The organism is Caballeronia sp. NCF2 (assembly GCF_023631205.1).
Taxonomy (GTDB): domain Bacteria; phylum Pseudomonadota; class Gammaproteobacteria; order Burkholderiales; family Burkholderiaceae; genus Caballeronia; species Caballeronia zhejiangensis.
This window is the reverse complement of the sequence record NZ_JALQDN010000006.1, coordinates 259,096-278,379: the sequence shown is the minus strand read 5'-3', so window position 1 is coordinate 278,379 and position 19,284 is coordinate 259,096. Positions and strand designations below refer to the sequence as shown.

The window sequence follows — 19,284 nt, the reverse complement described above, 5'->3', positions numbered from 1 at the left end:
TAACCTGGCTTGAGGGGAAATCCGGCGCTCACAAGGCCGCGGCCCGCGCCGAGCGCAATACAACCTTCTCGGGACTGTTTGCTGTTGCAGGGTCTGTCGCCACGCAGGCCAAAAAAATCGCGCTAATTGTACCGCGCGACCTACCCTCCGTCCACACGCGAACCGCGCCGAAGCCCTGCTGACAAGGGGAATCGGCTGAAAAGCAGCCGTTTGCCCTGCGACAATTCGTCCCTGTACACGCGATGAACCCGCTTGCGCGCACGCTTCACCCGCGCTCGGGCATGCAGCGTCGACCTGCCGATAAAGCGGCTCAAACGATACCGGGCGCGCCTCAATGCGGAAAGGTCTTCTGACTTATACTGGGATTTTTTTGCCAACCGGATCTTCGTCATGCGTTTCGAAGGCTCATCGCAATACGTCGCAACCGACGATCTCAAGCTCGCGGTGAACGCCGCGATGGCGCTGCAACGGCCGCTGCTCATCAAGGGCGAACCGGGAACCGGCAAGACCATGCTCGCTGAGGAAGTTGCGGGAGCACTCGGCATGCCGCTTCTGCAGTGGCACATCAAATCGACGACGAAAGCCCAGCAAGGCCTGTACGAATACGACGCCGTCTCGCGCCTGCGCGATTCGCAGCTCGGCGACGAGCGCGTGAAGGACATCCGCAATTACATCGTCAAGGGCGTGCTGTGGCAGGCGTTCGAGTCGGACCAGCAGAGCGTGCTGCTCATCGACGAGATCGACAAGGCGGACATCGAATTTCCGAACGACTTGCTGCGCGAACTCGATCGCATGGAGTTCTACGTCTACGAGACGCGCGAGCTCGTGAAAGCGAAGCACCGGCCGCTCGTCATCATCACGTCGAATAACGAGAAGGAGTTGCCTGACGCGTTCCTGCGCCGCTGCTTCTTCCACTACATCAAGTTCCCGGACGCGGAGACGATGAAGGCCATCGTCGAGGTGCATTTTCCGAACATCAAGCAGGATCTGCTCGCCGCGGCGATGCAGAGCTTCTTCGAGCTGCGCCAGGTCTCGGGCCTGAAGAAGAAGCCGTCGACGTCCGAACTGCTCGACTGGCTCAAGCTGCTCCTGGCCGAAGACATTCCGCCCGAGGCGCTGCGCTCGTCGGATCAGAAACAGATCGTGCCGCCGCTGCACGGCGCGTTGCTCAAGAACGAACAGGACGTCGCGCTCTTCGAGCGGCTGCTGTTCATGAACCGCAACCATCGCTGATAACGACATGAGCCGCTGGATCGAACCCGTCACGCTGCAAGGCGAACACGTCAGGCTCGTGCCGCTCACGCCCGAGCACGAGCAGGCCCTCACGGCCGCTGCGAGCGATGGCCAATTGTGGAAGCTCTGGTACACCTTCGTGCCGCCGCCCGACAAGACGCGCGCCTATATCGACACCGCGCTCGACATGCGCGACCGCTCGGGCGCGCATCCGTTCGCGGTGATCGATGCGAAGAGCGGCGACATCGTCGGATCGACGCGTTACTTCAACGTCGACGAAGCGAATCGTCGGCTGGAGATCGGGCATACGTGGTATGCGAAGCGCGTGCAGAAGACCGCGCTCAACACCGAAGCCAAACTGCTGCTGCTCACGCACGCCTTCGACAGGCTCGATGCCATCGCCGTCGAATTCCGGACGCATTTCATGAACCACGCGTCGCGCACGGCGATCGCGCGGCTCGGCGCGAAGCAGGACGGCATTCTGCGCAATCATCAGGTCGGCAAGGACGGCGTGTTGCGCGACACCGTCGTGTTTTCGATCATCCGCTCGGAATGGCCGGCGGTGCGCGCCAATCTGAATTTCCGGCTCGAACGTTAAGCACGATGGAGCGCGCGCCATGCTGATCGACTTCTTCTACTCGCTGCGCGACGCGAAGCTGCCCGTTTCGGTGAAGGAATATCTGACCTTGCTCGAAGGGCTGAAGGCGCAGGTCATTTCGCCGTCGCTCGACGAGTTCTATTTCCTCGCCCGCATGACGCTCGTGAAGGACGAGAAGTACTTCGACAAGTTCGATCGCGCGTTCGGCGCGTATTTCCACGGGCTGACGCAGCTTCCCGACGAAGTCTTCGACATTCCGCTCGATTGGCTCAGGAAGCGGCTCGAACGCGAATTCACGGCGGAAGAGAAGAAGCGCATCGAGGCGCTCGGCGGCCTCGACAAACTCATGGAACGCCTGAAGGAACTGATGGACGAGCAGAAGGAGCGTCACGAAGGCGGCAACAAATGGATCGGCACGGGCGGCACGTCGCCCTTCGGGCATGGCGGCTACAACCCGGAAGGCATTCGCATCGGCGGGGAATCGGCGGGGAACCGCACCGCCGTGAAAGTGTGGGACGAGCGCGCGTACAAGGATTACGACGATCAGGTCGAAATCGGCACGCGCAACATCAAGGTCGCGCTGCGGCGCTTGCGGCGCTTCGCGCGCGAAGGCGCGAACGAAGAGCTCGATCTGCCCGGCACGATCCGCAGCACCGCCGCCAACGCCGGCTGGCTCGATCTCAAGATGGTGCCCGAGCGCCACAACAACGTGAAAGTGCTGATGCTGCTCGACGTCGGCGGCTCGATGGACGATCACATCAAGCGCGTCGAAGAGTTGTTCTCGGCGGCGAAGGCCGAGTTCAAGCATCTCGAGTTCTACTACTTCCACAACTGCGTGTACGACTATCTGTGGAAGAACAACCGCCGCCGTCACACCGAGCGCACGCCGACCTTCGACGTGCTGCACAGGTTCACGCCGGACTACAAGCTGATCTTCGTCGGCGACGCCACCATGAGTCCCTACGAAGTGCTGCAGCCGGGCGGCTCCGTCGAATACAACAATGCCGAGGCCGGCGCGGTGTGGTTGCGCCGTCTCGCGGATCAATTCCCGCATCACGCATGGCTCAATCCCGAGCCCGAGCGGCTATGGGAATATCGCCAGTCGATCTCCGCGATCCGCAACGTGCTCGGCAATCGCATGTATCCGCTGACGATGGCCGGCCTCGAAACCGCCATGCGCGCCCTGTCGAAGTAATCGAGACACCCGAATGAAAGCTTCCGCTCCGGCGCCCGCCGCGCCGCGTTTCCTCTTTGATACGTCGCTCTCCACGATCGTCGCCGGTTTCGTCGCGATGATGACCGGCTACACCAGTTCGCTCGTCCTGATGTTCCAGGCGGGCCAGGCCGCGCATTTGTCCGATGCGCAGATTTCCTCGTGGATCTGGGCGCTCTCGATGGGCATGGCGGTCTGCACGATCGGCCTGTCGCTGCGCTATCGCGCGCCGATCGTCGTCGCATGGTCGACGCCGGGCGCGGCGCTGCTCGTCTCGTCGCTGCCGAACGTCGCCTACGCCGATGCGATCGGCGCGTTCATCGTCTGCGCGGTGCTCTTGACCGCCGTCGGCCTGACCGGCTGGTTCGACACGCTGATGAAGCGCATTCCGTCGGGCATCGCCGCCGCGCTGCTCGCGGGCATCCTGTTCGAGATCGGCATCGAGATTTTTCGCGCCGCCGAGCATCGCACCTCGCTCGTCATCGTGATGTTTTTCACATATCTCGCCGGCAAGCGCTTCCTGCCGCGCTACGCGATCCCGGCGACGCTCGTCGTCGGCATCGCGGTCGCGGGCGCGCTCGGGCTGCTCGACTTTTCGCGCTTTCATGTGGCGCTCGCGCATCCCGTCTTCACGATGCCCGCGTTCTCGATCGCCTCGGCGATCAGCATCGGCATTCCGCTTTTCGTCGTCGCGATGGCCTCGCAAAACGTGCCAGGCATCGCCGTGTTGCGCGCCGATGGCTACACGACGCCTTCCGCCCCGCTCATCTCGACGACCGGCCTCGCGTCGCTCGTGCTCGCGCCGTTCGGCTCGCACGGCGTGAATCTCGCCGCCATCACCGCCGCGATCTGCACCGGCCGCGAGGCGCACGAGAATCGCGACAAGCGCTACACGGCGGCCGTCTGGTGCGGCGTGTTCTATCTGCTCGCGGGCACGTTCGGCGCGACCATCGCGGCGCTGTTCGCGGCGTTTCCGAAGGAGCTCGTCGTGTCGGTGGCGGCGCTCGCCCTCTTCGGCTCGATCATGAGCGGCCTCGCCAACGCGATGCAGGACGCGCGTCAACGCGAGCCCGCGCTCGTCACGTTCATGGTGACGGCGTCGGGCCTCACGCTGCTGTCGATCGGCTCCGCGTTCTGGGGCTTGATCGCGGGCGTTGTGACGCATGTCGTGCTCAATGCCAGACGCGCCTGACGCAGCCTACAATGGCGGAATCGGCCCCGATTTCCGGCCGATGCTTCCGCAATCGTTTTTGGCATTTCCGTCATGGCTTTGATCGACAGACTGCTGGCGCGCTCCACGCCGCCTGGCACCGCACCGAAGCGCAAGACGATCGTGCGCGTGCTGCTCGACGACGCCGGGCACGTCCAGGACGTCGTCCCGAAGATGAACTGCGGCGATCCGGCGAAAGACGCGCACGCGCTCGACGAAGTGCGCAAAATGCGCTTCGCGCGCGGCCAGTTGGGCTCGGGCACGGTGCGGCGCTGGCACGAGCTCGCTTACGCGGCCGATTGAACGCGACTGAACGCGCTTGAACGCGATTGAACGCGCGAGGCGGCGCGCCGGTCGAATTCCGGCACGCCGCGTGCGTGCGCGCACGGTATCAGCGCGTTCGCCGCGCTCGGGACTAGAATGGGAAAATGAATTCAGGGGCGCGCCGCGCGAACGAAGTCGCCGCGCGGCGTCGCAATCATGGGCAATCCGCGGGTTGTTTTCCGCAATTTGACAAGACGCCACGCGTCTGAGACTCGACATGACATCCGCTCTCGACCAGCTCAAGCAATACACGACCGTCGTCGCCGACACGGGCGACTTCCAGCAATTCATCGCATTCAAGCCGCAGGACGCGACGACCAATCCGTCGCTGATCCTGAAGGCCGTCCAGAAGGACGACTACAAGCCGCTGCTCGAAAAGACCGTCAAGGAGCACGCGAAGAAGCCGATGCCGCAGATCATCGACAATCTGCTCGTCGCGTTCGGCACCGAGATTCTCAAGATCATTCCGGGCCGCGTGTCCACCGAAGTCGACGCGCGCTTGTCGTTCGACACGAAAGCGTCCATCGACAAGGCGCACGACATCATCAAGCTGTACGAGAACGCGGGCATCAGTCGCGATCGCGTGCTGATCAAGCTGGCGTCGACGTGGGAAGGCATCCGCGCGGCCGAAGTGCTGCAGAAGGAAGGCATTCACTGCAACATGACGCTGCTCTTCTCGCTCGCGCAAGCGGTCGCGTGCGCCGAAGCGGGCGCGCAGCTTATTTCGCCGTTCGTCGGCCGCATCTACGACTGGTACAAGAAGTCGGCCGGCGCGGAATGGGACGAAGTGAAAAACGGCGGCGCGAACGATCCGGGCGTGCAGTCGGTGCGCCGCATCTACTCGTACTACAAGAAGTTCGGCTACAAGACGGAAGTCATGGGCGCGAGCTTCCGCACGGTGAGTCAGATCACCGAACTGGCGGGCTGCGACCTGCTCACGATCAGCCCCGATCTGCTGAAGAAACTCGCCGACAGCAACGAAAAGGTCGAGCGCAAGCTCTCGCCGGAGAGCGTGAAGAACGAGAACGTGGAGAAGATCGCCGTCGACGAGCCGACGTTCCGCTTCCTCGTCAACGACGACGCCATGGCGACCGAAAAGCTCGCGGAAGGCATCCGCGCTTTCGCCGCCGATGCGATCAAGCTCGAAAAGCTGATCACCGCGCTGCAATAAGCGCGCTGAAAACAGAACCGCGAATCGCGCCGGATCACTGGTGCGATTTGCGGTTTTTTCCATTTCGCTGCTTCTTGACGTAATTTGACCGTTTCCGAGTCGACGTAGGACGCCGTTGCAATAGACTTTCGGGCTCTGGCGGCATGTCCGCTTTATATGCACGGAGTCATTCGGTCATGCAACTGGATACCTATATCTTCTACAACGGCGACTGCGCCGAGGCGCTCGAACTCTATCAGGCCGCGTTCGGGGCGCAGATCGCCGCGCTGGTGCGCTTCCGCGATGCGCCGGACGGCGGCAACGCCCCGCCCGACTGGGCAGACAAGATCATGCATGCGGTATTCTGCGTCGGCCCGAACGCGATTCTGGTGTCCGACGGCCGCTATGGTCAGCCGCGCAAGGACTATTCGGGCTTCACGCTGTCGATCGCCGCGGACGACGCGCAATCCGGCGAGCGCATCTTCAACATGCTTGCCGAAGGCGGCAACGTGCTCACGCCGTGGCAATCCACGTTCTGGACACAAGGCTTCGGCATGCTGACGGATCGTTTCGGCGTGCCCTGGCTCATCAACGTGGTGCACGAAGCCGAAGTGCAGGCAGCCTGAGCATTCACTGCTTCATGGATTGAGCGGCCGCGCCCCTTCGATATTCCACTGCCGCTCGATTTCCGACAGCCGCATCCGCAAGCGATCCACCTGCTCGACGAAACGCATCGCGAGCCAGTGCATGCCCTGCGTCGTCGCGTTCTCGTCGGCGGCGGCGTTCGATTGCGGCGCGCCCGACGCATCCATCGCGCGATACAGCAAACCGACGCGCCCGAAGCGCAGCGCGCGCGCCATCTGCAGGAGCTGTCCGCGCACCGCGTGTTCGCCCGGCGAGCACGCAATCGCAAAACGGCTGGGCGTTGCGCCCGAGACTTCCGGCATCGACGTCACGAGCATTTCCAGCGCCGCGAGAATCGAGCGATGCAGGCGCTGGATCTCTTCCAGCCGCGCCATCGGCACATCGGTTTCCTTCGCGACCGACTCCATCAGCGCGCGCGCCTGCACGAGCCGCTGGCTCATCGCATACATGCGGCGCGCCGTGTCCTCGGCGACGAGCGGCGTGCCATCCAATAAAGCGCCGTAGATCCTCGCGCATTCGCGCAGATTGTCCGCGAGACGGTAGCGCCACGAATACGTCGCGTATTGCGGCAGCACGAACGAGAACGCGAGCGCGATCACGACGCCGATCATCACATTGGCCGTGCGCCACAAACCCGTGGAAAGCGGCAAGTCGCCGTGCCCGGAAACGATGACCATCGTGATCGCCGTGAGCAGCGCGACATAGCCCGGCTTGCCGATGGCGTAATACGCGCAGCCGCCCGCGACCAGGCACATCAGCACGAAGAACACCATCTGCGAGCCGGTCAGCGTCTCCGCGAGAATCAGCACGAGGCCGAAGCCCGCGCCGAGCGTCGTGCCGATGGCGCGTTCGGCGGCCTTCTTGCGGATGTTGCCGTAGTGCTGCAGCCCGCCGATCACGACGAGCACCGACACCGTCGCCCAGATGCCGTGCGGCACGTCGACGCCCGTCGTGACGGCGATCGACATCGCCACGGCAAGGCCGACGCGCAGCCCGTGGATCAGGTTCGCGTGCCGGTATCGGAAGTACGGCGACGTGACCCAGTGAACGAGGCGTGAGAGACGGCCGCGCCTGATTGACGTCGATGTCGGAGAAAGCATGGTTCGCTCACACGAAGGCTGTCCAAAAAAACGCCCGCAAAGGCGAGAAGCCTGTTACGGGCGTTTTACCAGCTTTTCGCGCGCCGCGCCGGGCAGGTGCGCGACGGCCGGAATCAGCCTTCCACGATGTCCAGATAATCTTCCGGACGCGTGCGGTCGTCGGAGCGCTTGAGGCCGAGAACGCGCACGAGCACGCTCACGACGATCGAAACGATGAGGTTCGCGATCAGCGCCCACACCGCCGCGTAGCCCGGCACGACGTAGCCGAACAGATGCAGCGGATAGATCGAGCCCTTCAGTTGCAGCGACACGGCCATCCACGTACCGACGCCGATGCCCGTCGCCCAGCCGATCAGCAAGCCGCGATGATCGAGCACGCGCGTATAGAGGCCGAGCACGAGCGCGGGCAGCGTCTGGATGATCCAGATGCCGCCGAGCAGTTGCAGCTGGATCGCGTACGTGAGCGGCAGCGCGAGAATGAACACCACCGCGCCGACCTTCACGATCAGCGACACGAGCTTGGCGACGTTGGTCTCCTGCTCCGGCGTCATGTTCGTGTTGACGAACTCGCGATGCACGTTGCGTGTGTACAGGTTCGCCGCCGCGATCGACATGATCGCCGCCGGCACCAGCGCGCCGATGCCGATCGCCGCGAACGCCACGCCCACGAACCACGACGGGAAGTAGTGCAGGAACAGCGCCGGCACGGCGAAGTTCGCGCCGTAGGCCTTGAAGTACTGCGCGTATTCCGGCATGTCCTTCACGCCCGAGGCGAGCGCCATGTAGCCGAGCAGCGCGAGCAGGCCGAGCACGAGCGAGTACGCCGGCAGAAGCGACATGTTGCGGCGGATCGTGTTGCCCGAATTCGACGACAGAATCGCCGTCACCGAGTGCGGGTACAGGAAGAGCGCGAGCGCCGAACCGACCGCGAGCGTCGCGTACGCGCTGTAGCCGTTCAGGCTCGCGGCATCGGGCGCTTTCAGCAGCAGCTTTTCAGGCGGCACGGTGCTGAAAATATGGCCGAAGCCGCCGAGCTGCGCTGGAATCACGATCATCGCGGCGATGATGGTGACGTAGATCAGCACGTCCTTCACCACGGCGATCATCGCGGGTGCGCGCAGGCCCGACGTGTACGTGTACGCGGCGAGAATCGCGAACGCGATGATGAGCGGCAGATCGCCGACGAAGCCCTGCGTCGAGAAGCCGAGCGCGCCGATCACCACTTCGATGCCGACGAGTTGCAGCGCGATGTACGGCATGGTCGCGACGATGCCCGTCAGCGCGACGGCGAGCGCGAGCATGCGGCTGTTGTAGCGCGCGTGCACGAAGTCGGCGGCGGTCACATAGCCGTGACGCTTCGCGATGCTCCAGAGCTTCGGAAACACGACGAACGCGAATGGATAAATGAGGATCGTGTACGGCAGCGCGAAGAAGCCCGTCGCGCCCGCGCCGAACACGAGCGCCGGCACCGCGACGAACGTGTAGGCGGTATAGAGATCGCCGCCGAGCAGGAACCACGTGACAATGGTCCCGAAGCGGCGTCCGCCGAGGCCCCATTCGTCGAGCTGGGCGAGATCGCCCTTGCGCCAGTGCGCGGCGATGAAGCCGAGAATCGTGACGCCGACGAAGAAGAGGACGAAGACGAAGGTTGCGGTGGTGTTCATCATCGCGCGCCTCCGTTCTTTCGTCCCGAGGGCAGCGCCTTCGTCTTCTTATAGACGACGGCGGTGATGACGGCGCTGATCAGCACCCACAGCAGCTGATACCAGTAGAAGTACGGAAAGCCCCACAGAACGGGCTCGATCTTGTTGTAGAAAGGCACCCAGACCACACCGATCCACGGAAGGATCAGAAGCCACAGCCAATGCTTGTTGCGCGGTTGTCCGGTGCCGGTCGTAGCTTCGTGAGCCATGAACGGTCTCCTCTTGTTTTGTCGTTATTGCGAGCCCGGCGGGATGCCGGTCGTCGGGTAGACATGCCGCTTGAAGCGCCCCGAAATAACAGAGGGAGTATATGGACCGATAAATAGCGCTCAAATCAGGGAGAATCCCGACTATTCAGATTCCGCTGATTTCTCTGCTTGCTTCTGTGATGGCCGCGAAAGGGCCAGAACGCACGTTCCGGCCCGATGCATGTTCGGTCAGATGGAGAACGAACCCGTCGTCGGGATGCCCGCGCTTTCGGCGAGACCCTTCACCCACTTGCGCGCGGGCAGGCCGAGTTGGGCTTCGATGAGCTTCGCGCGCGTTTCGAGCGCGGCGAATGGCACGTCGAGCGCGGGACCGGCGAAGGCGAGCGCGACGCGATTGCCGTCGTGCACTTCGGGCAGCGCGATCACGCGATGATCGAACGCTTCGTTCAGATGCCGCATGTTGCGCACGAAGCTCGGATGATCGCCGAACAGATTGATCGTGACGACGCCCGCCTCGGGCGTGAGACACGCGCGGCACGCACGATAGAACGACACGCTGTCGAGGACGGGGCCGCGCGCGGTGGCGTCGTAGAGATCGATCTGCAATGCGCCGATCGTGCCGTGGTTCGCGCGATCGTTGACGAACTCCCACGCGTCGCGCTCGGTGACGGTGAGGCGCGCGTCGTCATAGGGCAGTTCGAACATCGCGCGCGCGGCGATCACGACCGCGGGGTTCAGTTCGACCGCTTCGACCTTCGCGCGCTTGAGAAAGCGGTAACAGAACTTCGTGAGCGCGGCCGCGCCGAGCCCGAGCTGCACAATGCGCTCGGGCGTTTCGATGAAGAGCAGCCACGCCATCATCTGCTGCGCGTATTCGAGCTCGATGTGATCGGGCTTCTTCAAACGCATCGCGCCTTGCACCCATTCGGTGCCGAAATGCAGATAGCGCACGCCGCCCTCTTCCGAGAACGTCACGGGCGCGAAGCGCGGCTTGCGCGGCGCCTTGATGCGCGGGGCGTTGGCGAGGTCGTCATCGTCGCGATTGCGCTTCGATTTGGCGTTGTCTTTCTTGCGGCCGAACGCGCGGGCTTCGGCCGACGCGCGCTTGATGAGATTCGTCATTGTGTGGTGAGGATGTCGCGCCAGATGCGCAATTTTCGATCGAACGAGAGGATAGCATTGGCCGCGCTCGACGACGGCAGCACGAGCGTCGCGTAGCCCGCCGCTGCAAGGACGGGCGCGAACTTGCCCGAGGTCTTGCCGTTGAAGCAGACCTTGCGCAAGTTCGGGAAGCGCGTGCGGAACACGGCGAAGTCGTTGGGCGATGCGTTGCGGATCGCGGCATCGAGACTGCCTTCGCGTTCGCACGCGGCGAGTACGTCCCATAAGCCGATGCCGTGCTGCTTCAGGCGCGCCAGACGTTCGTCGTAGCTCAGTTCGTGCAGCGATTCCCCGATCGCCGCGCCGACGAGCCGCCAGAACTGATTGCGCGGATGCGCGTAATACTGCGTCGCCGCCAGCGATGCGACGCCCGGAAAGCTGCCGAGGATGAGGGTGTGCGTGGCGTCATCGCCGACCGGTTCGAATCCCGCGAGCTTCATTTCGCCTCGCCGTGCGCGACGCGCTTCGCATGCGAGCTCAGATGTTCGAGCGAACGCGCGTGTTCCCAATGGTGCTTTTTCGCGGCTGATACGTCGAGGCGCGTCCAGAGCGCATCGAGCATGCATTCGGTGACCATCAGCGGCGCGCCGTGACGCTTGAACACGGATCGTCTCGCGACGAGCGCATGCGCGCTTTCCCTATGCGCCGATGCCAGGCGATGCAGCGGATGCCGCGCGGTGATCCTTCTGCTGACGAGCGCCGAGCGCGACACGCTGCCATCGCTATAAAGCAGTTCGGCAAGCGGACGCGTGCGCAGACGGCGCATCGATTGCCAGATACCCGTGCTGTGCGAAAGCGGCACGACGCTATGCGCGACGACGAACGGCTCGCCATCGACCTTGAGCGTGACTTCGCGCGTCCAGACGGGCGTGCGCGGCGTGACATCGAGCGCGCGCCATTCGTCGCGCCACGGCATATCGACGGCTTCGCGCGTCACTTCGACCGTCACCGCGCCGAGCGTGCGCAGATGCGCGGTCAGCGAGCCGCCGCGCGTGAGCCAGTCCTTTTGAGCGTCGGTGAGCGAGGCAAGCGGGACGACGCGCCAGTGTGCGTCGATGGGATCGTTGGGCGTGAGCATGCGGCGGATTATAGAGGCACCCGCTATTCGGACGTTTCGGCTGGAATTGCTCGCCATCCACGGATATAAGGGGATTGGCCGCGAACACTGCATCACCGAGGCGCGGCGTCCAGACGAAGAATCAATGAAACAAGACTATGACAATCAACAAGAAACAGTCGTCGAAAGCAGTCACCGAGATCGCCGAAAAGACATTGCATGATCCGCACGCATCGAAGATTGCGAAGAGCTTCGCGGGATCGGTTCTCGCGCAGCGCCACACGAACAAACAGACCGGCGCGGCAATGGAACACAAGGCATCGGAAGCATTGAGAAGCCCGAAGTATTCGGAAGAGACCCGAAGGATGGCGGCATCGCTCATCGCTCAGTCGAACAAGGAACGCAAGAGCAAGTAAAAAACGCGCCGCCGGTTCCCCGGCGGCGCGTTCATTCAAATCACCTGCAAAGACTTACCGCGCAAGCAACAACGCGTTCGTGCGCTTCACGAAGCTCGCCGGGTCCTCCAGCGCGCCGCCTTCGGCCAGCAACGCCTGATCGAACAGCAGATGACACCAGTCGACGAAATTGGCGTTATCCGCATTCAACGACTTCACCAGCGGATGCTCAGGATTCACTTCGAGAATCGGTTCCGCTTGCGGCGCGTTCTGCCCCGCTGCCTTCAGCATGCGTTGCAGATAACCGCTCATGTCGCCTTCATCCGCGACGAGACAGCTCGGCGAATCGGTGAGACGGAACGTGAGGCGCACGTCCTTCGCCTTGCCTTCGAGCGCTTCCTTCATCTTCTCGACGAGCGGCTTCATTTCCTCGCCGACCTTCTCTTGCTGCTGCTTTTCCTCGTCGTCGAGCGCGCCGAGATCGAGGTCGCCGCGCGCGACGCTCTGCAGCGGCTTGCCATCGAACTCATTGAGGAACGACAGCATCCACTCGTCGACGCGGTCCGTCAGCAGCAGCACTTCGACGCCCTTCTTGCGGAACACTTCGAGATGCGGGCTGTTCTTCGCGGCCTGCCAGCTATCGGCGGTGACGTAATAGATCTTCGTCTGCTCGGGCTTCATGCGCGCAACGTAGTCCGCGAGCGACACGTTCTGCTCGTTGCTGTCGTTGTGCGTCGATGCGAAACGCACCAGCTTCGCGATGCGCTCGCGATTGCTGAAGTCCTCGCCGATGCCTTCCTTCAGCACTTGCCCGAACTCGTTCCAGAACGTGGCGTACTTCTGCTTGTCGGCGCCTTCGGTGGCTTCGGCCGAAGACGTCGCGAGCTCTTCGAGCATCGACAGCACGCGCTTGGTCACGCCTTCGCGAATCGCCCTCACGTCGCGGCTTTCCTGCAGGATTTCGCGCGATACGTTGAGCGGCAGATCGGCGGAATCGACGACGCCCTTCACGAAACGCAGATACGCGGGCAGCAGTTGCTCGGCGTCATCCATGATGAACACGCGCTTCACGTAGAGCTTCAGTCCGCCGCGATGCTCGCGGTTCCACAGATCGAACGGCGCGTGCTTCGGTACGTACAGCAGTTGCGTGTACTCGCTGCGGCCTTCGACGCGGTTATGCGTCCACGCGAGCGGCTCGTCGTGATCGTGCGAAACGTGCTGATAAAACTGCTTGTACTGCTCGTCCGTGATGTCGTTCTTCGGACGCGTCCAGAGCGCGCTCGCCTGGTTGACGGTCTCGTCCTCGTCCTTCGTGACCATCTCGCTCTTTTCGGCGTCCCACTCTTCCTTCTTCATCAGGATGGGCAGCGCGACGTGATCCGAATACTTCTGGATGATCGACTTCAGACGATGCGTCGACAGGAACTCGTCCTCGTCCGCGCGCAGATGCAGCGTGATGGTCGTGCCGCGTTGCGCGCGCTCGATGTCCTCGACTTCGAAATCGCCCTCGCCCGCGCTCGTCCAGCGCACGCCCTCGTTCGCCGCGAGACCGGCGCGGCGCGTCTCGACCGTGATCTTGTCCGCGACGATGAAACCCGAATAGAAGCCGACGCCGAACTGCCCGATGAGCGCCGCGTCCTTCTGCTGGTCGCCGGAGAGCTTCGAGAAGAATTCCTTGGTGCCCGAACGTGCGATCGTGCCGAGATGCGAAATCGCTTCGTCGCGGCTCATGCCGATGCCGTTGTCGTCGATGGTGACCGTGCGCGCGGCTTTATCGAACGACACGCGGATGCGCAGATCCGGATCGTTCTCGTAGAGCGCGCTGTTCTCGATGGCTTCGAAGCGCAGCTTGTCCGCGGCATCGGATGCGTTGGAAATCAGCTCGCGCAGGAAAATTTCCTTGTTGCTGTAGAGCGAATGGATCATCAGATGCAGAAGCTGCTTCACTTCTGCCTGAAAGCTCATGGTTTCTTGCGCCATGTCGGTTCCTCTTTGATTTCGTTGATGCGGATGCGTTGGCCGTGTTGGCCGAATTCGTCCGATATAAGGGCGCGCCGCTCGATTTCAAGAGCGACGTGCACGCCGTTATGATGCCTGCATGCACCGCACCGCCCGCGCACTCACATCCGGCGAGATCGACATCGCCCGTTCGATCTTCCGCGACGCCATCGACTATTCGCGGGTGCGCGTGCACGCGCGCGCCTATCTGCCGTTCGGCCTGCAGCCGCGCCGCACGGCGATGGCGCCGAACGGCAACCTCCATTTTCCGCGCGGATGTTTTCAGGACGACTTCTCCGCCTGCGACATCGCCGACCGCATGTGGTTCATCCACGAGATGACGCATGTCTGGCAATTCCAGCTCGGCTATCCGGTGCGGCTGCGCGGCGCGATTCGCATCGGCCTGCGGTATGCGTACACGCTCGCCGATGACAAGCGCCTCTGCGATTACAACATGGAAGCGCAAGGCAACCTGCTCGCGGATTATTTCGCGCTCAAGTTCTGCGACGGGCAAAACCGCCTTTACGAGCATCGCTACCGGCATACGCCCGGCGCGCTCGCGCTCTATGAGACCGTGCTCGCGGAGTTCATCCGCGTGCCCGCCGCGCGCCGCAATCTGCCAAGGCTTGCCGGACGGCGCCGCTAGGCGCTGCGCCGCGCGGCCTTTTCCAGATAGTTCGACAGCAAGGCGGGCAAGGCCGGATCGCCGCAATTGGCGATGTTGAAGCGCATCCACGTCGTCGGAGACTGATGCGGCGAAAACAGGCTGCCGGGCGTCAGCAGAAAGCCGGCTTCGTGTCCGGCTGCCGCGAGTCCATCGGAATCGATGCCCGCGTCCGCCCACAGGAACATGCCCGCCGCAGCGGGCGGCGCGAAAAGTCTGAGGCCGGTTTTTTCCAGCATGCGCGCGGTCTTGTCGCGCACGCCGTCGAGCCGGGCCCGCAGCCGCTCGACGTGACGCCGGTAATGCCCTTCCGTCAACACCTTGTAGACGACGCGCTCGTTGAGCTCGGGACTCGTCATGCCGACGAGCATCTTCTGATCCGCGAGCGCTTTCGCGACTTCCGGCGCCGCCGCGATATACCCGACGCGCAGATTCGCCGCGAGCGTCTTCGAAAAGCTGCCGAGGAAGATCACGCGCTTCAACTGATCGAGCGATGCGAGGCGCGTCGCGGGAAAGCCAGCGGGACACAGATCGCCGTAGACATCGTCCTCGACGACGATGAAGTCGTATTCCTGCGCGAGTTGCAGGATGCGGTACGCCTGCGCCGCCGTCAGCGACGTGCCGGTCGGATTCTGCAGCACCGAATTGATGATGAGCATCTTCGGCCGCCAGGTCGCGACGAGCGTCTCCAGCGCATCGAGATCGGGGCCGTCGGGCGTGTACGGCATGCCGACGAGCCGCGCGCCCTGCGAAGCGAAGCGGCCGAACATCTGAAACCACGCCGGATCGCCGACGATCACGGCATCGCCCGGCTTCACATAAAGGCGAGAAATGAGATCGATCGCCTGCGTGATGCCCGACACGAGCACGATCTGCCGCGCCGCCGACGCGCCGATCTCCAGTTCCTCGAGCCGCGTCTGCAACTGCTGGCGCAGCGGCAAAAAGCCTTGCGGCGTGCCGAAGCCCAGCATCTGCGCCCCGCTCTGGCGCGACAGCGAGCGCAGCGCGTTGGTGATCAATTCGCCGTCGAGCCAGCGGCCCGGCAGATAGCCGAGCCCCGGCCCTTTTTCGGGACTGGACGTATGCAGCATGTTGCGCAGCAGCCAGACCACGTCGATGGTGTTCTGCACCGGCTCGCGATCCGCCGCGACGGCGGGCGTCTCGCCCTTCGCGACGAGCGTCGGCGCGATGCGCTCGCGCACGTAAAAACCGGAGCCGCGCCGCGAATCGAGATAGCCGTGCGCGACGAGCCGCTCGTACGCCTCGACCACGGTAAAGCGCGACACGCCTTTATCCAGCGCGAGTTTGCGGATCGACGGCATCCGCATGCCCGGACGAAACACGCGCTCGTCGATGCGCCTGCGCCCCCATTGCACCAGTTGATCGACGAGCGTGAGCTGCGCGGCGTCGTGCGGGGCGGGAATCTGATCGAGCGGAACGGACATGCGGGCCTCCGGTCTGCGGCGCGCAGCGTGACTGGGCCGTCAAAAAGTGTACCGAATAGTATGGGGCCGATTGTACCGTTACTGTTCCGGTGCAAGCGGCTACATTTTGCTTTCGGGCTGCGCGGCGCGTGCGAACGAAGCGCTATGCTATCGGCCCTTTTTATCGCTCGCCCGTCATGACCGACCATCGACTGAAACTCGATCACCTCGTGATCGCCGCACGCACGCTGGAAGAAGGCGCGCAGTTCGTCGCCGCGAAATTCGGCGTGGAAACCGCGCCCGGCGGCGCGCATCCGCTGATGGGCACGCATAACCGGCTGCTGAATCTGTGGGGCGGCGCGTATCTCGAAGTGATCGCGATCGATCCGGCGGCGAATGCCGAAGCAGCGCGGCCACGCCTTTTCGCACTCGACGATCCGTCGATGCAGCGCCGCCTCGACGAGCACGGACCGCAGCTCGTGCACTGGGTCGCGCGCGTGGACCGGCCGAAGTCGCTCGCGCGCTGGCGCGAGCAGTATCCGGAGCGCATCGCGCCCGTCGCGGCAATGTCGCGCGCAGGCAATACCTGGGGCCTGACCGTACCCGACGACGGCGCGTTCCCCGCCTGGCAGGGCGCCGGCGATGGCGTGCTGCCGTCGCTGATTCAGTGGGACACGCCGCGTCATCCGAGCGGCGCGCTGCCGGAAACCGGCATCGCGCTGCGTTCGCTGACGGGGTTTCATCCGCGCGCGCGGGCCGTGGCGGAGCAGCTCGCGTGGCTCGGCGCGGCGCATCTGATGCGCGTCGAGGAGACGGCGGGCGCGCCGGTGCTCGTCGCGCAGTTCGATCTGCCCGATGGCACGACGCTCACGCTCGGCGAATCGGCGGAACAGGCCGAGGCGCGGGCGGCATCGAAGCCACGTCGCCCGAAGAAAACGGATTCACCCGACATGACCGACCACGGAGACACCGCACAATGAAGACCCGCGAAACCGAAGGCATGCTGCTCGGCCTGATCGGCGTCGTCATTTTCAGCCTGACGCTGCCGATGACGCGCATCGTCGTCGCGGAAGTCAATCCGATCCTGAACGGCCTCGGACGCGCGCTCGTGGCGGCCATTCCCGCCGCCGCGCTGCTTTTGTGGCGTCGCGAAAAGCTGCCGACGTGGCCGCAGGTCAAGAGCCTCGCGGTGGTCGCGCTGGGCGTCATCATCGCGTTTCCGGTGTTTTCCGCGTGGGCGATGAAAACCGTGCCCGCGTCGCACGGCGCGGTCGTGAACGGCCTGCAGCCGCTGTGCGTCGCCATCTATGCCGCGTGGCTCTCGCACGAGCGGCCGTCGAAGGCGTTCTGGGCGAGCGCGATCGCGGGCAGCGGGATCGTCGTCGCGTTCGCGTTGCAGGCGGGCGGCGGCGGGCTGCAGGCCGGCGACCTGCTGATGCTCGTCGCGGTCGGCATCGGCGCGCTCGGTTATGCGGAAGGCGCGCGGCTCGCGCGTCAGATGGGCGGCTGGCAGGTCATCTGCTGGGCGCTCGTGCTCTCGGCGCCGTTCCTGCTGCTGCCGGTCGGCTGGCTCGCGTGGGCGCAACTGTTCGGCAGCCACGCGACGCATCCCGAACCGCTCGCTCTCAAGACCTGGCTCGCGTTCGGCTACGTGACGCTGTTCTCGCAGTTCATCGGCTTCTTCGCGTGGTACGCCGGACTCGCGATGGGCGGCATCGCGCGCGTCGGGCAAGTGCAACTGCTGCAGATCTTCTTCACGATGGCGTTTTCCGCGCTCTTCTTCGGCGAGCACGTAAGCGGGTCGACGTGGCTGTACGCGGCCGCCGTCATCGTGACGGTCGTGCTCGGACGCAAGTCCGCCGTGCGCGCCGCGCCGCAGCCGGCCGTGGTCGCTGCCGGCACGACGCACGCAAGATGACGCCTTCGCGCGATAATCGACGTTTGCGGTACGTTCCGCGATAAGAAATCACCCCAGAGACAATCGAGGCATTTCATGAATCAAGCCGATCTCCGCGCCACGCCGTGGCAACTCTCCGAACGTGCTCGCAAGCTCACCAGTTCGGCGATTCGCGAAATCCTGAAGGTCACGGAGCGGCCGGAAGTCATTTCGTTCGCGGGCGGTCTGCCCTCGCCGGCGACGTTCCCCGTCGAGGAAATGCGCCACGCCTCCGAACGCATCCTGCGCGACCAGCCCGCCGCCGCGCTCCAGTACAGCGCGACCGAAGGCTACATGCCGCTGCGCGAGTGGATCGCGAAGCGGTATTCGGTGAACGGCGCGCATATCCGTCCGACGCAGGTGCTCATCACGACGGGCTCGCAGCAGGCGCTCGACCTGCTCGGCAAGACGCTCGTCGATCCGGGCAGCCGCGTGCTCGTCGAAACGCCGACCTATCTCGGCGCGCTGCAGTCGTTCTCGCTATTCGAGCCGCACTACGTGCAGGTGCCGACCGATGAATCGGGCCTGATCCCCGAAGCGCTCGACGCCACGCTCACCGCGAACGCGCGCCTGCTCTACGCGCAGCCGAATTTCCAGAACCCGACCGGCCGCCGCCTGCCGCTCGAACGCCGCCGCGCGCTCGCCGCGCTGGCTCAAAAAGCGTCGTTCCCGGTGATCGAGGACGATCCCTACGGCGCGCTGGACTACGCGGGCGCGCCGCTGCCCACGATGCTGTCGATGGCGCCCGATCACATCGTGCATCTCGGCTCGTTCTCGAAAGTGCTGGCGCCGGGCCTGCGCGTGGGCTACATCATCGCGCCCGAGGAGTTGCACTTCAAACTCGTGCAGGCCAAGCAGGCGACCGACCTGCACACGCCGAGCCTCACGCAGCGCATCGTTTATGAGGTGGTGAAAGACGGCTTCCTCGACACGCACGTTCCCAAGATCCGCGCGCTCTATCGCGATCAATGCAACGCGATGCTCGACGCACTGGAACGCCACATGCCCGCGGGCGTCGAATGGAACCGGCCGGAAGGCGGCATGTTCGTGTGGGTGAAGCTGCCGCAACACATCGATTCGATGAAGCTGCTCGAACAGGCGATCGCGCAGAATGTGGCCTTCGTGCCGGGCGGCCCGTTCTTCGCCAACGAAGCCGAACACAACACCATGCGTCTGTCGTTCGTGACGGTGCCGCCCGCCACGATCGACGAAGGCGTCGCGAAGCTCGGCGCGCTGATCCGCGCGAGCATCTGATTTCAACGTT

20 protein-coding genes are annotated in these 19,284 nt (G+C 64.0%); 12 read left to right on the top strand and 8 right to left on the bottom strand.

Features of this window, described 5'->3' with window-relative positions; genetic code table 11:
- The first annotated feature begins 390 nt into the window (after positions 1-390).
- The 7 genes from NCS02_RS04770 (at position 391) to NCS02_RS04740 (ending at position 6,354) form a co-directional block, all read left to right on the top strand.
- The gene (locus NCS02_RS04770) at positions 391-1,233 is read left to right on the top strand and encodes an AAA family ATPase (protein WP_244807842.1); all 843 of its coding nucleotides are present in this window, start codon (positions 391-393) and stop codon (positions 1,231-1,233) included.
- A 7-nt stretch (positions 1,234-1,240) separates the two neighbouring features.
- The gene (locus NCS02_RS04765; RefSeq protein WP_008350692.1) at positions 1,241-1,831 is read left to right on the top strand and encodes a GNAT family N-acetyltransferase; all 591 of its coding nucleotides are present in this window, start codon (positions 1,241-1,243) and stop codon (positions 1,829-1,831) included.
- Positions 1,832-1,850: 19 nt separating this feature from the next.
- Complete coding sequence (locus NCS02_RS04760; RefSeq protein WP_008350694.1) at positions 1,851-3,026, top strand: vWA domain-containing protein; 1,176 nt, start codon at positions 1,851-1,853, stop codon at positions 3,024-3,026.
- A 13-nt stretch (positions 3,027-3,039) separates the two neighbouring features.
- A complete protein-coding gene (locus tag NCS02_RS04755) occupies positions 3,040-4,236 on the top strand; it encodes a benzoate/H(+) symporter BenE family transporter (RefSeq protein WP_034471259.1) in 1,197 nt (398 codons plus the stop codon).
- Positions 4,237-4,308: 72 nt separating this feature from the next.
- A complete protein-coding gene (locus tag NCS02_RS04750) occupies positions 4,309-4,557 on the top strand; it encodes an energy transducer TonB (RefSeq protein WP_244807841.1) in 249 nt (82 codons plus the stop codon).
- A gap of 238 nt (positions 4,558-4,795) precedes the next feature.
- Positions 4,796-5,749: a transaldolase gene (gene tal, locus NCS02_RS04745; protein WP_008350701.1), complete on the top strand. Its 954-nt coding sequence runs from the start codon at positions 4,796-4,798 to the stop codon at positions 5,747-5,749.
- Between the two features lie 176 nt (positions 5,750-5,925).
- Positions 5,926-6,354, top strand: coding sequence for a VOC family protein (locus tag NCS02_RS04740; protein WP_008350703.1), 429 nt, complete (start codon positions 5,926-5,928; stop codon positions 6,352-6,354).
- 12 nt (positions 6,355-6,366) lie between these two features.
- Here the strand turns inward: NCS02_RS04740 and NCS02_RS04735 are convergent, their stop codons facing one another.
- From NCS02_RS04735 to NCS02_RS04710, 6 genes are all read right to left on the bottom strand, one after another.
- Complete coding sequence (locus tag NCS02_RS04735; protein ID WP_244807840.1) at positions 6,367-7,473, bottom strand: FUSC family protein; 1,107 nt, start codon at positions 7,471-7,473, stop codon at positions 6,367-6,369.
- Positions 7,474-7,586: 113 nt separating this feature from the next.
- Positions 7,587-9,137, bottom strand: a complete 1,551-nt coding sequence (gene mctP / locus NCS02_RS04730; protein ID WP_008350706.1) for a monocarboxylate uptake permease MctP — start codon at positions 9,135-9,137, stop codon at positions 7,587-7,589.
- On the bottom strand, positions 9,137-9,385 hold the full coding sequence (locus NCS02_RS04725; RefSeq protein WP_008350708.1) for a DUF3311 domain-containing protein: 249 nt from the start codon (positions 9,383-9,385) through the stop codon (positions 9,137-9,139). Before NCS02_RS04725 ends, mctP begins: the two co-directional genes overlap by 1 nt.
- Before the next feature lie 228 nt (positions 9,386-9,613).
- Positions 9,614-10,507 carry a class I SAM-dependent methyltransferase gene (locus NCS02_RS04720; RefSeq protein ID WP_244807839.1) on the bottom strand — a complete coding sequence of 298 codons (894 nt, stop codon included), beginning with the start codon at positions 10,505-10,507 and terminating at the stop codon, positions 9,614-9,616.
- Positions 10,504-10,986 carry a DNA-deoxyinosine glycosylase gene (locus NCS02_RS04715; protein WP_244807838.1) on the bottom strand — a complete coding sequence of 161 codons (483 nt, stop codon included), beginning with the start codon at positions 10,984-10,986 and terminating at the stop codon, positions 10,504-10,506. The genes NCS02_RS04720 and NCS02_RS04715 overlap by 4 nt, the downstream gene beginning before the upstream one ends.
- On the bottom strand, positions 10,983-11,624 hold the full coding sequence (locus tag NCS02_RS04710) for a chorismate--pyruvate lyase family protein (protein ID WP_244807837.1): 642 nt from the start codon (positions 11,622-11,624) through the stop codon (positions 10,983-10,985). Before NCS02_RS04710 ends, NCS02_RS04715 begins: the two co-directional genes overlap by 4 nt.
- Before the next feature lie 137 nt (positions 11,625-11,761).
- Here NCS02_RS04710 and NCS02_RS04705 point away from each other — a divergent pair, with 137 nt between their 5' ends.
- Positions 11,762-12,019 carry a hypothetical protein gene (locus NCS02_RS04705; protein WP_008350714.1) on the top strand — a complete coding sequence of 86 codons (258 nt, stop codon included), beginning with the start codon at positions 11,762-11,764 and terminating at the stop codon, positions 12,017-12,019.
- 54 nt (positions 12,020-12,073) lie between these two features.
- Here NCS02_RS04705 and htpG read toward each other — a convergent pair whose 3' ends face one another.
- Positions 12,074-13,978: a molecular chaperone HtpG gene (htpG, locus tag NCS02_RS04700; RefSeq protein WP_244807836.1), complete on the bottom strand. Its 1,905-nt coding sequence runs from the start codon at positions 13,976-13,978 to the stop codon at positions 12,074-12,076.
- Positions 13,979-14,096: 118 nt separating this feature from the next.
- Here htpG and NCS02_RS04695 point away from each other — a divergent pair, with 118 nt between their 5' ends.
- A complete protein-coding gene (locus NCS02_RS04695) occupies positions 14,097-14,642 on the top strand; it encodes a Rhs element Vgr protein (RefSeq protein WP_250519340.1) in 546 nt (181 codons plus the stop codon).
- Here NCS02_RS04695 and NCS02_RS04690 read toward each other — a convergent pair.
- Complete coding sequence (locus tag NCS02_RS04690) at positions 14,639-16,105, bottom strand: aminotransferase-like domain-containing protein (protein WP_034471274.1); 1,467 nt, start codon at positions 16,103-16,105, stop codon at positions 14,639-14,641. The genes NCS02_RS04695 and NCS02_RS04690 overlap by 4 nt on opposite strands.
- A 176-nt stretch (positions 16,106-16,281) precedes the next feature.
- Here NCS02_RS04690 and NCS02_RS04685 point away from each other — a divergent pair, with 176 nt between their 5' ends.
- From NCS02_RS04685 to NCS02_RS04675, 3 genes are all read left to right on the top strand, one after another.
- On the top strand, positions 16,282-17,064 hold the full coding sequence (locus tag NCS02_RS04685; RefSeq protein ID WP_244807834.1) for a VOC family protein: 783 nt from the start codon (positions 16,282-16,284) through the stop codon (positions 17,062-17,064).
- A complete protein-coding gene (locus NCS02_RS04680) occupies positions 17,061-18,002 on the top strand; it encodes a DMT family transporter (RefSeq protein WP_008350719.1) in 942 nt (313 codons plus the stop codon). The genes NCS02_RS04685 and NCS02_RS04680 overlap by 4 nt, the downstream gene beginning before the upstream one ends.
- Positions 18,003-18,077: 75 nt before the next feature.
- Positions 18,078-19,274, top strand: coding sequence for an aminotransferase-like domain-containing protein (locus NCS02_RS04675; protein WP_008350720.1), 1,197 nt, complete (start codon positions 18,078-18,080; stop codon positions 19,272-19,274).
- The last annotated feature ends 10 nt before the right edge of the window (positions 19,275-19,284 follow it).

Coding starts and splice junctions, on each gene's coding strand:
- NCS02_RS04770 (WP_244807842.1), top strand. CDS start 391: ATGCGTTTCGAAGGCTCATCGCAATACGTCGCAACCGACGATCTCAAG.
- NCS02_RS04765 (WP_008350692.1), top strand. CDS start 1,241: ATGAGCCGCTGGATCGAACCCGTCACGCTGCAAGGCGAACACGTCAGG.
- NCS02_RS04760 (WP_008350694.1), top strand. CDS start 1,851: ATGCTGATCGACTTCTTCTACTCGCTGCGCGACGCGAAGCTGCCCGTT.
- NCS02_RS04755 (WP_034471259.1), top strand. CDS start 3,040: ATGAAAGCTTCCGCTCCGGCGCCCGCCGCGCCGCGTTTCCTCTTTGAT.
- NCS02_RS04750 (WP_244807841.1), top strand. CDS start 4,309: ATGGCTTTGATCGACAGACTGCTGGCGCGCTCCACGCCGCCTGGCACC.
- tal (WP_008350701.1), top strand. CDS start 4,796: ATGACATCCGCTCTCGACCAGCTCAAGCAATACACGACCGTCGTCGCC.
- NCS02_RS04740 (WP_008350703.1), top strand. CDS start 5,926: ATGCAACTGGATACCTATATCTTCTACAACGGCGACTGCGCCGAGGCG.
- NCS02_RS04735 (WP_244807840.1), bottom strand. CDS start 7,473: ATGCTTTCTCCGACATCGACGTCAATCAGGCGCGGCCGTCTCTCACGC.
- mctP (WP_008350706.1), bottom strand. CDS start 9,137: ATGAACACCACCGCAACCTTCGTCTTCGTCCTCTTCTTCGTCGGCGTC.
- NCS02_RS04725 (WP_008350708.1), bottom strand. CDS start 9,385: ATGGCTCACGAAGCTACGACCGGCACCGGACAACCGCGCAACAAGCAT.
- NCS02_RS04720 (WP_244807839.1), bottom strand. CDS start 10,507: ATGACGAATCTCATCAAGCGCGCGTCGGCCGAAGCCCGCGCGTTCGGC.
- NCS02_RS04715 (WP_244807838.1), bottom strand. CDS start 10,986: ATGAAGCTCGCGGGATTCGAACCGGTCGGCGATGACGCCACGCACACC.
- NCS02_RS04710 (WP_244807837.1), bottom strand. CDS start 11,624: ATGCTCACGCCCAACGATCCCATCGACGCACACTGGCGCGTCGTCCCG.
- NCS02_RS04705 (WP_008350714.1), top strand. CDS start 11,762: ATGACAATCAACAAGAAACAGTCGTCGAAAGCAGTCACCGAGATCGCC.
- htpG (WP_244807836.1), bottom strand. CDS start 13,978: ATGGCGCAAGAAACCATGAGCTTTCAGGCAGAAGTGAAGCAGCTTCTG.
- NCS02_RS04695 (WP_250519340.1), top strand. CDS start 14,097: ATGCACCGCACCGCCCGCGCACTCACATCCGGCGAGATCGACATCGCC.
- NCS02_RS04690 (WP_034471274.1), bottom strand. CDS start 16,105: ATGTCCGTTCCGCTCGATCAGATTCCCGCCCCGCACGACGCCGCGCAG.
- NCS02_RS04685 (WP_244807834.1), top strand. CDS start 16,282: ATGACCGACCATCGACTGAAACTCGATCACCTCGTGATCGCCGCACGC.
- NCS02_RS04680 (WP_008350719.1), top strand. CDS start 17,061: ATGAAGACCCGCGAAACCGAAGGCATGCTGCTCGGCCTGATCGGCGTC.
- NCS02_RS04675 (WP_008350720.1), top strand. CDS start 18,078: ATGAATCAAGCCGATCTCCGCGCCACGCCGTGGCAACTCTCCGAACGT.